This window comes from Corallococcus terminator (genome assembly GCF_049194865.1).
Lineage (GTDB): Bacteria > Myxococcota > Myxococcia > Myxococcales > Myxococcaceae > Myxococcus > Myxococcus terminator_A.
On sequence record NZ_JBLZWL010000004.1, the window covers coordinates 79,338 to 90,828 of the forward strand.

Sequence of the window (11,491 nt, forward strand, 5' to 3'; positions counted from 1 at the left end):
CTCACGCCGCCCCCTCCACCCCCGGGGTGGCGGCCTCGCTCAGGGCATCCAGCTCCTCGTGGAAGTTCTGGATGAGCACATGCGGGTCGGGCACGCGGAGGACATCCGCGGCCACGCCCATCGTCACCTGCCCCGCGTAGCTGAACAGGCTCACGCCCAGCCCGAGGTGCCCCGCCTGCGGCACCCAGAACGTCAGCTCTCGCAGCGTCACGCCCGCCAGGGACACCGGCTGCCGGGGGCCCGGGACATTCGTGGCCACCAGCGAGGCCTTCATGCCGAAGGCATCCACCACCGCGCGCTCCACCGGCGCCGGCGTGTACCCCAACAACCCCAGCGCGCCGAACGTCACCACCGCCTCCGGGGACTTCTTCACCAGGCCCATGCGCCGCGACAGCTCCGCCAGCCGACGCCGGGGGTCTTCGAGGTGCACGGGCAGGCGCAGGAACACCAGACCGAAGCGGTTGCCGAGGTCGCGAGGAATGGGCTCATCCAGGGGCCGCAGGTTCACCGGAACGAGCGCATGCAAATCCTCGGGAGGAACGTTCCGAGCCTCCAGGTAGCGCCGCAGCGCGCCCGTCAGCACCGCGAGCAGCACGTCGTTCACCGTGCCCCCCAGCGCACGGCCGAGGACTTTCACGCGCTCCAGGGGAATGGGCGACGACCACGCCGCGCGCTTCTGCGTCCCCAGCGGCCCGCGCAGCGGCGTACGGGGGTCCGGTGAAATCACCATCAGCTTGCCGAGCGCCGCCGCGCTGAGCGCCCCTTGCCGCACCAGGTCTCCAGCCAGGATGGGCTCGGCCACCAGCTCCGCGCCCTTGCGCAGCACCGTCCGCGCCGTCCCCGCCACCGCGCGCGCGCCGCGCATCCACCGCTCCAGCCCGCTCGACGGAGCCCTCGTGCGCTCACGCGGAGCCTCGGCGTCCGTCACCTCGCCATCCGTGAGCGACAGCAGCAGGCGCGCCAGGGCGATGCCATCGGAGATGCAGTGGTGCAACCGCGCCAGCAGGATGTCTCCACCCCGCGCGCCCTCGAGCACGTGGAACTGCCACAGGGGCCGCGAGCGGTCCAACGGCGTGCTCATCCACTCGCTCACCAGCGCCTCTTGCGCGGCGCGGTCGCCAGGGGCGGGGACAGGGAGGCGCAGCAGGTGCGCGTCGAGGTCGAGGTCCAACGCCTCCTCCCACTGCGGAGCGCCCAGCAGTCCTGGCACCACGCGCTGGCGGAAGCGAGGGTAGCGGTCCACCAGGCGCGTGCGGGTGTGGTCGCGCAGCCGCTCGAAGTCCACCTTGCCCTCGAAGAAGAGCACGGCCGTAATCATCATCAGATTCGCGGGCTCCTCCATGTGGAACCACAGCGCATCGACGCTCGCCATCCGCTCGTGTGTCGCCATGCCTCGCGTGCCTCCCCTCGCGCTCAGACCGTGCCCCATCCGTCAGGGACACGTCATGATGGCGCAGGATGCCCTCGCGTTGCTCGCGGACTTTCAGGGCCGAGCCCGGGAGCCGACGTCCCCTCGCCCGCCAGGGAGCCGCGCTACGGAGGCGGCCCCTCTTCGCGCTCGAACTGGAAGGTCTGCTTCGTCGCGTCGTCCAGCGTCAGTGTGAGCGCGCCCTCCTCGAAGTCCCACCGGTACGAGCCGCCCTTGAACTTCACCTTCGAGCGCGACAGGGGGATGACCCGTTTCGCACCGCAAACGGGGCCCACGGCCTGACCGTCCTTGGCGAGCAGCTTCACGTGGTGCTCCCCCAGCGGCTCCACCAGGCCCCAGGCGCGGACGACCAGCGCATTGCCCTGTCCCAGCGTCGCGTCCTTCAGCGCCGTTCGCAGGACGAAACACCCCGAGGACGTGATTCGCAGCGTGCGCGCATAGTCCGCGCGAGGCTGGGCCTCGATGCGCGTGAAGCCTCCGTCCGTGACTTCAGGCAGGCTGGCGGCCGTCAGTCGCCACTCGCCCACCAGCTTGTCGGGCACGGCCTTCGTCGAGGAGGCCTGGCCCTGACACGGGTCCTTCATCTCCTTCTCCGGACTCGGCGGCGCGGGCTCGAAGGCCTTCTGGCACGTGGGGCCGCACGTGCGCGCCGAGCACTGGGTGTCGTCCGGCGCGCAGCCCGCCTTCAAGGTGCAGGACTTGAGTCGGTCCAGCGACTGCTCGCAGCCCTCGCGCAGACACCGGTCCACGCACTCGGGCTCGATGCACTCGGCCACGCACACCCAGTTGGCGCTGCCACAGACACCCGCCACGGTGCGAGGAGGCCCGGAGGCCTCCTGTGCCAGCGCGGAGAAGGAGCAGCTCAACAGAACCGCCAGGACGAAGGACCCACGAGAGGAGCGCATGCCGTGGGGCAAACTAGGCACGGCCCCTCCGGGGCGAAGCCCTGGCGTCGGGTGGGATGTCCACCCCCGAGCACTGCCTGCCTGAGCCCTCAGCAGAAGTTCCAGCGCCAGGTGCCCACATCCGAGGGGTCCGCCAGCTCCAGCTCGAAGGCGAGTGTCTCGTAGCGAGCGAACTCGCGGGAGTCCACGCGCAAGAGCGTCATGCCCGCGTGGTTCTGCCCGCGCAGCGGCGACACCGTGAAGGACAGCTCCGCGTCGAAGGCGACCTTGTAGAAGAGGCAGAAGCCATCCACGCGCCCCTCCTCCACCACCGGCCGCTCGAAGCGCACGCGGTGCGGCAGCCCATCCGTCGCCATCGTCTCCAAATCGAAGGCGAAGGCGGGCTCCGGGTCGCACAGCAGGTGGTCCACTTCGTACGAGCGCACGACGCGCGTGAAGTACGACGGGTTCATCGCCTCGCGCAGCGTCTGCAGGCAGCTGTAGTCCACGCTGGGGAAGCGCTGGCTCCAGATGAAGGGGATGCACGCCTCGTCGCGAAGCTGCACCGGCTCCACGAAGACCTCGAAGCGATTGGGGAGGATGCGCCCGCCGGGCCGCAGCAGCCGGGAGCGCAGGTCCAACATCCGGGGCACCAGCCCCGCGTCGAAGAGGGCCTCGCCCAGCAAGTCGTGCAGCAGCACGTCCACCTTCTCCGGGGCCTGGAAGTTCCAGGGGTGCGAGCGCACGAAGTCGATGTTCTCCAACCCGTTGCGCCGCGCCACCCACTGCGCGGTGTCCAACAGCCGCGAGCCGTCCACCGCGTACAGCCGGCGGGGATGTCGGCTCGCCGCCAGGAAGGTGCGCAGCCCCGTCCCGGTGCAGACATCCATCACCACCTGCCCGGGCTTCACGTAGCGCTCGCACGCCTTCTGCCACGCCAGCACGCGCGCCGGGTCCGCCAGCGCCGAGTCCTGCGGCGCGGGGCTCGACAGCGACAGGCTGTCCGGCACCACGTTGCGCAACGGCAACTGGGACACCAACGGCAGGTGGCTCAAACGAGAACGCAGGTCCATCAACGCCTGCCGCGGCAGGTCGAGCAGATTGGGCATGACACCCCCCGAGATGTGAGTCGAAGCCCCTGTTTCCGAGCAACGCTCAGAAACCTGGATTCCCTACCATGATGGAAATTCAAGCCCCAGCCCATCCAGCGAGGGGGCTGGGTCTGTGTCCCCGCTTGAACGGCGCTCCGGTTCACCAACCAACAAGAGGGCCCGCGTCGGGCGACTCAGGAGCCGACGACGAGCTTCGCGCCGAACGCCTTCAGGCGCTCACATGCCTTCACCAGCTTCTCCCGGGGAATGGAGAACACGGCGCGCACGCGCTCGGGGTCCGAGCACCAGGGCCCGCCGTTGAGCACCACGTGCGTGTGCGCATAGACGATGGCTGGCAGGTTCTCCGGCGTGAGCCTCTCGCCGTCGACCTCGCGGCCCAGCCAGGCCGTCATGCGCGGGGCCAGGAAGAGTCCTCCCGCGTCGCCTCCCTCCGAGCGCCCATCCGCGGGCAGTGCCTGCGCCAGCAGCTCGCGCTTCTCCGCCAGCTCGCGCCGCATCTTCGTCAGGAAGCCGCGCAGCGAGCGGTGCCGCGCGCCATAGAGGAGCTGTCCGTCCGGGCTGCGGGCATAGGCCGCGTACAGGTACGCCGCCGCGCGCGCGGTGACGAGGTGCAACACGCCCGGGCCTCCGTCGCGCACCGCCGAGGCCAGCGCCCTGTCCCGCGTCGCCAGCCACCCCACGCGCAGCCCACCGGCGGCGAACTCCTTGGACAGCCCGCCCAGCACCACGGTGCGCGCGCCCACGCCCGGCACCGCGCCCTCCAGCGTCACGGGACTGTGCACCGTCTCCGCCGTGGGGCTGGTGAGGTTGACCAGCCCGAAGATTTCATCGGACACCAGCAGGCACCGCTGCTCCACCACGTAGTTGGCCAGCGCCACCAGCTCCTCGCGGGCCACGTAGACGCCGGTGGGGTTGGCCGGCTGGGAGATGACGACGGCGTCCGGGCCACTGGCGCCCTGGCCGCGTCGCGCCAGCAGCTCCGCCAGCGTCCCCTCCTCCACCTGACAGCCGGCCGAGACGAACGTGGGCGGCAGCACGCCGTAGCAGGGCGTCACCACGAAGACCCGAGGCGCTCTCCCCAGTCGCTTGCGCAGGGCCACGCCCAGGTGGTGGATGAGCGGCCAGACGCCCGGTGCCATGACCAGCTCCTCGGGCGTATACCGGACGGCGCGCGTCTCCAGGAGGAAGGCCGCCACGGCCTCGGACAGGCCCGTCTGCGCGCCCGTGTCGCGCGGCGCGGCGGCGGCGGCGATGAGGCCCTCCACCAGCGGCTGCGGCAGCACGCCTTCATTCTCTCCGTAGTCCAGCCGCACCAGCTCCGCGTCGTCCTCGCGGAACACCTTGGGCGCGAACGCGGGGAAGTTCGCCAGCGTGTGGATGCGGGAGGAGCGCGGCAGCGGCACCACCGGCACGCGGCGCGGCCCGGGCGGCTCCGGCTCCGCGAAGGAGATGCGGAACGACAGCAGGTCGGCGAACGTGCGCTCGTAGAACCACTGCGCCAGTGTGCTGATGCGCGAGTACGTCACCTCCGCCGCCACCTCCAGGTCTCCACGCAGCGGCTCCGGCACGGGGAGCAGCAGCGTCAGCTCCAGGTCCGGCCACACCGCGTTCTTCACCAGGCCGTAGAGCACGACGAGGTTGGGCGAGTACGGCTCGCGCGCCAGGAACTCGAACAGCGTGAGCGGCTCCACCTCGCCGGTGATGTTGAAGAAGGCGCTCTCGTCCAGCACCACCCAGATGCCGCGCTTGGCCGCCTCCGCGATGATGTCGCGCAGCACGGCGAGGTTGGTGCGCTCGCCCTTCTCCACGGTGAGCAGCACCATCTTCACGTCGAACGCGGACAACAGCCGGCGAATCTCCTCCAGCGTCGTGTGCGTCACCGTGGCGCGCACGCCCGCCTTCTCCAGCGCCCGCGCGTAGAGCGGATGCAGGTTGCGCGACACCAGCACCTCATCGCCCACGTCGCACGTGGCGAGCAGCAGCGAGTACACCGCCTGCTCCCGCTCGGGCGCGACGAACAGCTCCTGCTCCGCGAGCCTCAGGCCGAAGTAGCGCTCCAAATAGCGCACCACCTGGCCCCGGAACGACACGTCTCCGGCCTCGTGCGCGTAGGGCAACAGCGGCCCCTTCGCCAGCCGCTGCGACAGCGCGGAGACGAAGCCGAGCTGCTCGGGCGACGCGGCGCCCAGGTCCAGCTCCTCCTGGAGCGTGGGGATGCCCAGCTCGCGCAGGGACTGACGCAAGGCCAGCGTCTCGCGCGGGCGCGACAGGTGCGCCTCCCAGACCGCGACTTCGTGCCACACCGCGTGCCCGGACTGCAGCCACCCCAGCGCCGTGGCCGCCCGCAGCGGCTCCGGGCTGCGGGCCTCCATGAAGAACTCGAACTCACGTCCGGTGCGCTGCTCCAGCGCCACCAGCGGACGGATGTCCGTGTCCGCCGCCTGCCTCACCCGCCGGGCCACGCGCACCCGCGTGGTGAAGCCGCGCCGGGTGAACATGCGCTCGATGATGGGGCGGCCCGGACGGCCCGCGAGGTTGAGCAGCAGCTTGCCCGTGGGCGCCAGCCGCTCCGGAGCCTCGTCGAGCAGCCGCGCGATGAGCCCCAGACCGAAGTGGTCCTCGTACACGTTCTGCAACGTGCAGTAGTTGGAGAGGTCATACAGCGCCTGCTCATCCGCCTGGGACAGCTCGCCGGGCGGCTCGTCCGTGCGCAGCACCTGGGGGATGCAGCCCACCACGAAGTCCCATGCGGGCTCCGCGGGCACGCCGCGCAGCAAGTCACTCTCCGCGAAGGAGAGGCGGGACACGAGCGCCTCATCGCCGTTGAGCCACGCGTTGCAACGCGCGACGACGGGCGAGTGCGGGTTGAGGTCCGCGCCGTGGATGTGCGCCAGCTTCGTGAACTTCGCCAGCGCGAGGCAAATCCATCCCGAGCCCGCCCCCACCTCCACTAGTCGCTTGCCCGCGTACTCGTCCAGGGGAACGCTGAGCAGCCCTTCCAGGAAGGTGTAGGCCCAGGACTCGGGCGCGAAGATGGAGGGCAGCAGGAACAGCTCCAGGTGCTCCTGGGACGTGCCCGCCACCACCGTCACCGTCACCAGTTGCAGGGGCGCGGACTCAGGCTGCTCCCGCGACAGGTCCGCCAGCTCGCGCAGCTCCACCCGGGCCCGGGTACGCCGCTCCGGGTGGGCCAGATCCTCCGACAGTGCGCGCAGCAGGTGGAAGGCCTCTCGGGGGGAGGAGGGATAGGTCGGCATGGCGCGCGGACTGTCCCGGGCCCACCGCCCTGTGTCAACGCGCGCGTGGCGTGCGAACGCAACCCTTTGTCGCCGTGGCTCCAATCAAGGTTCGGCCTCTCGTTCGTAATAGGGAATGCGGTGGGTGGGTTGGACGGGAAGGGACGGCTGGAGACGATGAAGTCGGTCACGCTTGTGGACAGACCCCGTGGTGGAGAGGGGGCACTGATGGAACTCAGCTTCTGGTCGCCGGCCAAGGCCGGCATGCAGGGGATGATGAGCACTCAGCCGATGCGAAACAGGGTCTTCCGGGACCCCGTGCGTGTCCGGTGGGAGTCGCAGCCCTGGCGTCGTCAGCTGCGCAATCCGGAGGAGTTCGAGACGCCGGTGTCGCGCGCGGCGCTGGTGAAGTCGCTGCAGGACGAGCACCTGGACGTGGACGCGGAAGTCGCCCGCTTCGCGGGAGTGGGGGAAGACGCCGACTGCATCAGCATCGCGCAGGTGGTGCGCTTCGCTGATCTCCTGGTGCGGCGCATGACGCTGGCGGAGTCGGATGACCAGATGCTCCAGCTGGCGCATCTGCGCCGCAACGCCGAGGACCTGGCGGAGCGGATGATTGAGTGGGCCAACCTCGGCCGGCTGTAACGAAACACCGTTGAGACATTCCCGTCTTCGCTCGATGAAGAGGACGGGAGGGGGACCGGTGGAGCAGAGGTGCGGACGGGTTCCGCGCTTCTGCTTCACCGGGGTAGCACGAGGGGCGGACGGTAGAGAAGCGCTCGGCAACCTCAAGACAGGCGAGCAGGCGAGTTGCGCGGGGCTTCACCTGGAGCGCCATCGTCCACCACTGGCCGTTCGCCCAGGGGCTTCGCCCTGTTCCGGCCCGCGTGAGCACGCGAGTGTCTTGACAGAGGTGGAGGAGCGCTGCTCTCACAGGGGCATGTTCTCCTCGCTCGTCCTCGCCGCCGCGCTGGCGGCTGCTCCTGCTCCTCGCACCGCCGCGTCGGCCCAGACGGTCGTCCACATTCCCAAGCTGGATGCGTTGACGGGGCTCTCCGCCTTCCTGGAGCGCGCGGGCACCTATGCCGCGCTGCTGCGTCCCTCTGCGTGGAGCGCGGAGCTGCACCCGTTCCTCACCATCGACCCGACGCGGCCGGAGACGCTCACGGCGATGGGCCTGGATGCGAAGGGGCCGGCCACGGTGTCGCTGCGCGTGGACGGCCGTGTGTCCTGCATGCGCGTGTCGGACGCGAAGGTGTTCCAGCAGAAGGCGGCGGAGGCCATGGCGGAGGCGGGAGGCGCGGAGGCGACGCCGGCCACGGCGAAGGGCGTGACGACGGTGAGCACGACGCGCGCCGCGGGCGGGGCGATGGGCTATGCGCTCAAGGGGCAGGAGGTCTGCGCCTTCGGAGCGACGGATGCGGGTGCCGCCGCGCTGCTGAAGGAGTCCGTGAGGCTGGTGGGCAAGGCGCCCGTGCCGGACGCGCGACTGAGCAAGGTGGCGGGGGTGGCGTTCCTCGCCACGGGTGAGACGGTGGTGGGGCTGGACGGTACGGCGAGCGCGCTGAAGGTGGATGGCACGGCGATGAAGCTGCCGCTGCCGCCCTTCCAGGCGAAGAGCAACAGTCCCTACGCGGCGATGAAGCCGGAGGGGCTGCTGTTCTCACGCGTGGCGGTGGCGCCAGCAGGCGTGGAGCAGGCCGTGGGCTCGCTGCGCGCGACCATCCAGGCCATCTGCGCGAAGTGTCCCAAGGAGCAGGTGCAGGCCTCGACGGACGCCGTGGCGAAGCAGCTCACGGGCAACATGCTGGTGAACATGAGCAACGTGCAGGTGCGTGGCTCGCTGCGGACGCAGGAGGGGCGCTTCTTCGCGGTGAAGCAGGCGCTGGTGGCGGAGGTGAAGGACGCGGCGGCGGTGAAGCAGGCGCTGGCGCCGCTGGGCGCGTTGCCCGGGGCGAAGGTGCTGGAGGACGGCTGGGCGCTCTTGGTGAAGGGTGGGAGCGTGCTCGTGCGGCAGAAGGGCAAGCACCTGGTGGTGGGCAACGACGACGCGGTGATGCAGGCGACGATGGCGGCGCTGCCGGAGACGACGGCGAAGCTGGAGCGCGCGGCGGACTTCTCGCTGGACCCGAGGCTGCTCGCGCGCGGGCTCTCCCAGGTGTCGCTGGCGGACATCATGTCGGACGAGAACCTCGCCGCGCTCTTCGCGGTCAGCTCCGAGCTGGGCCCGTTGCTGACGCGCAGTGAGCGAATCACGGGCTGGCTGGACAGCGCGCCCGGAGGCGCCCACCGCTTCGTCTTCGACTGGACGCTGCTGCCGGACGAGGTGCGCTAGCGCGCGGCACAAACGGCGGCTAGCGCGCCGCCACGGCCCGAAACACGGCTCCGTCCAGCGACAGCCGTGTCACCGCATCGACGAGGTGCTCCGTGGCGATGATGATGCCCGGAGCATCCGCCAGCCGGAACAGGTCCACACCCTCGGGAAGCGTCGCCGTGTCGAGGACGATGGGCTCCGGAAGGGGCCCCTCGGCATCACTGATTCCGCACCTGGGACACGGCGGCTTGCGCGTCCAGGTCAAGGCATCGGGATGAAACCGGCCCTGCACGCCCAGTTGCAGGTTCAGCAGCATCGGCGGGTTCTTCGTCCTGAAACGCACGGAGACCGCACTCCCCTGGAGTCCCCGAGCGCCCGCGTCGCGGAGCCGGGCCAGCGCGTCCTCTCGAATGCACAGGGACCAGTTCGCGGGCAGGAAGAACGAGCCGAAGCTGCCCGAACCGGTTCCTGTCAGCGGGCCCAGCTCCGTTCCGGCATCAAGCACCGCATTCATGGGTGCCAGCGGGCGCACCAGCTCACGCAACCGCTCGAGTTCGTCCAAGGGGACAGGAGACGGGTCAGACAGGCGCGCTTGCTCCGCGGGCGGGAGGCTCGACAGGTCGACGCACGGATATTCGAGGCCCAGCGTGGCGCCGCCCAAGCCACACAGCGGGCAGGGCTCCACGCCCGGAAGTCCCCACCGATGCGTGGCATTCAGCTCGCCCGAATACCGCGACGACAGGTCTTGCTCGACTCGGAAGTACTTCATTCGCTGTCGCCGACCTCGGGGTCACGGCTCGTGGGTCATCACGTCGAGTGTACCGGAGCAAGAGGCTATCCTCGCCGCGTCGTACCCACACCCCAACACGACAACGAGAAGACTTCATGACCCTGACGACACAGCCTCGACGGATGGCGAAGCGGACCGCGCTCGCGCTGATGGTGCTGGCCCCCGTGGCGGCCGGCGCGGTGAGCCAGAAGCTGCGCTACAAGTTCGACGCGGTGGCCAACCCTGTCACCACCGTGGTGGACGACAGCGGCAAGGGCCGCACCGGCACCGTGCAGACCGCGAACGGCGCCACCGTCGTCCCCGTGACGGGCTTCGACGGCTTGGGCATCAAGTTCCCCGCCGTGTGCGACGGAACCGGCTGCCCCCTCGCGAACGTCACCACCCCCGACTCCGCCAGCCTCAATCCCGGCACCGCGCTCTTCACCTTCGGCGCCAGGGTGCGCCTCACCCTCGCGGACCTCTCCTCCGCGCACGGCTCCAACCTCGTGCAGAAGGGCCTCGCGAACACCGCCCAGTGGAAGATCCAGCTCGATGACGCCGTGCTCGGCAAGCCCAGCTGCGTCGTCCGCACCACCGGCGGCGTGGACCCCATCATCGTCAAGTCGTCCGTGGGCGTCGCCGATGGCACCTGGCACAAGGTCGCCTGCCAGCGCACCAGCACCACGCTCACCATCCTCATCGACAACGTCGCGCGAGGCAGCGCGCTGCTCCCCTCCACCTACGACATCAACCCCGTGGGCCAGCCCGTCAACGTCGGCGCCAAGAGCGTCGGCAACAACAACGACCAGTACCACGGCGAAATCGACGACGTTTACTTCAACATCGACTGAAGCCACGCCAAACCCCAAGGCGCATCGAGCCTCCGAAACACAAACACCTCGGAGGCTCGACCTTCCATCACGCCGGCCGCTCCTGCCGCCAGCGCCGCGCGTCGCGCTCGGCGCGCTCCTCGCGCGTCTGGACCAGCGTCATCCCTCGCTGCACGTCATCGACGTCGAGCGTCCCCACCAGCCGCCCCTCGACATCCACCACCGCCAGCAGCTGCGCCGAGTTCTCCGCCAGCTGTCGCACGGCCCGCCATCCATCCTCGTCCAACCGCACCACCAGCACGGGCCTCATCACCTCGCGCGTCAGACGATGGATTCGCTCCTTCTCCGACACCGCGCGCACCGCCTCCACATCCACCAGCCCCACCGGCCGCCCATCCTCCGTCACCGGCAACACCGTCTGACGCTCGCGCCGCAAATCCCACAGCGCCTGCTCCAACAGCGCCCCCACCTCCACCCCCGCCCCACGCGGCGTCATCAACTCCGACACCGACACCCGCTCCAACAGGGACTTCATCCGCACCTGCCGCGACTCGCCCTCCGCCCCCATGAAGATGAAGAAGGCGATGACGAACAGGAACGGGTTGAACGACACCACACCCCACACCGCGAAGAGCACCGCGAACCCACGCCCCACCAGTGACGCCACCCGCGTCGCCCGCACCGCGCCCATCCGCCCCGTCAGCACCGCCCGCAGAATCCGCCCGCCATCCATCGGGAACGCCGGCAGCAGGTTGAACAACCCAAGGAACAAGTTGAGGCTCGCCAGGTAGAAGCACGCGAACCGGAGGTTGAACGAAGTCGTCCCCTCCACGCCCCACGTCGCCAGGCCAAACAGTCCCGCCAGCGCCAGGCTCGTCAGCGGCCCCACCAGCGCCATCAACGCTTCGTCCCGAGGC

9 protein-coding genes are annotated in these 11,491 nt (G+C 70.0%); 3 read left to right on the forward strand and 6 right to left on the reverse strand.

All coding sequences use genetic code 11. The features are described from left to right. Position 1: 1 nt before the first annotated feature. The 4 genes from ACN469_RS05385 to ACN469_RS05400 form a co-directional block, all read right to left on the reverse strand. Positions 2-1,390: a WS/DGAT/MGAT family O-acyltransferase gene (locus ACN469_RS05385; RefSeq protein ID WP_498764795.1), complete on the reverse strand. Its 1,389-nt coding sequence runs from the start codon at positions 1,388-1,390 to the stop codon at positions 2-4. 143 nt (positions 1,391-1,533) lie between these two features. Further along, positions 1,534-2,355, reverse strand: coding sequence for a hypothetical protein (locus ACN469_RS05390; protein ID WP_498764796.1), 822 nt, complete (start codon positions 2,353-2,355; stop codon positions 1,534-1,536). 68 nt (positions 2,356-2,423) lie between these two features. Continuing rightward, positions 2,424-3,422, reverse strand: coding sequence for an SAM-dependent methyltransferase (locus ACN469_RS05395; protein WP_498764798.1), 999 nt, complete (start codon positions 3,420-3,422; stop codon positions 2,424-2,426). Positions 3,423-3,598: 176 nt separating this feature from the next. Beyond that, positions 3,599-6,682: an aminotransferase class I/II-fold pyridoxal phosphate-dependent enzyme gene (locus ACN469_RS05400; protein WP_498764800.1), complete on the reverse strand. Its 3,084-nt coding sequence runs from the start codon at positions 6,680-6,682 to the stop codon at positions 3,599-3,601. Between the two features lie 207 nt (positions 6,683-6,889). On the opposite strand from ACN469_RS05400, the gene ACN469_RS05405 reads away from it, so the two are divergent. Both ACN469_RS05405 and ACN469_RS05410 read left to right on the forward strand, forming a co-directional pair. Next, positions 6,890-7,306, forward strand: coding sequence for a hypothetical protein (locus ACN469_RS05405; protein WP_498764802.1), 417 nt, complete (start codon positions 6,890-6,892; stop codon positions 7,304-7,306). Between the two features lie 295 nt (positions 7,307-7,601). After that, complete coding sequence (locus tag ACN469_RS05410; protein WP_498764804.1) at positions 7,602-8,996, forward strand: hypothetical protein; 1,395 nt, start codon at positions 7,602-7,604, stop codon at positions 8,994-8,996. Between the two features lie 19 nt (positions 8,997-9,015). Here ACN469_RS05410 and sitI6 read toward each other — a convergent pair whose 3' ends face one another. Beyond that, complete coding sequence (gene sitI6, locus ACN469_RS05415) at positions 9,016-9,744, reverse strand: SitI6 family double-CXXCG motif immunity protein (RefSeq protein WP_498764806.1); 729 nt, start codon at positions 9,742-9,744, stop codon at positions 9,016-9,018. A 116-nt stretch (positions 9,745-9,860) separates the two neighbouring features. On the opposite strand from sitI6, the gene ACN469_RS05420 reads away from it, so the two are divergent. Beyond that, the gene (locus tag ACN469_RS05420; protein WP_498764808.1) at positions 9,861-10,595 is read left to right on the forward strand and encodes a laminin G domain-containing protein; all 735 of its coding nucleotides are present in this window, start codon (positions 9,861-9,863) and stop codon (positions 10,593-10,595) included. A gap of 67 nt (positions 10,596-10,662) precedes the next feature. Here ACN469_RS05420 and ACN469_RS05425 read toward each other — a convergent pair. Continuing rightward, the coding region (locus ACN469_RS05425; RefSeq protein WP_498764810.1) for a site-2 protease family protein at positions 10,663-11,491 on the reverse strand (829 nt) is incomplete at its 5' end.

Coding starts and splice junctions, on each gene's coding strand:
- ACN469_RS05410 (WP_498764804.1), top strand. CDS start 7,602: ATGTTCTCCTCGCTCGTCCTCGCCGCCGCGCTGGCGGCTGCTCCTGCT.
- ACN469_RS05385 (WP_498764795.1), bottom strand. CDS start 1,390: ATGGCGACACACGAGCGGATGGCGAGCGTCGATGCGCTGTGGTTCCAC.
- sitI6 (WP_498764806.1), bottom strand. CDS start 9,744: ATGAAGTACTTCCGAGTCGAGCAAGACCTGTCGTCGCGGTATTCGGGC.
- ACN469_RS05395 (WP_498764798.1), bottom strand. CDS start 3,422: ATGCCCAATCTGCTCGACCTGCCGCGGCAGGCGTTGATGGACCTGCGT.
- ACN469_RS05400 (WP_498764800.1), bottom strand. CDS start 6,682: ATGCCGACCTATCCCTCCTCCCCCCGAGAGGCCTTCCACCTGCTGCGC.
- ACN469_RS05420 (WP_498764808.1), top strand. CDS start 9,861: ATGACCCTGACGACACAGCCTCGACGGATGGCGAAGCGGACCGCGCTC.
- ACN469_RS05405 (WP_498764802.1), top strand. CDS start 6,890: ATGGAACTCAGCTTCTGGTCGCCGGCCAAGGCCGGCATGCAGGGGATG.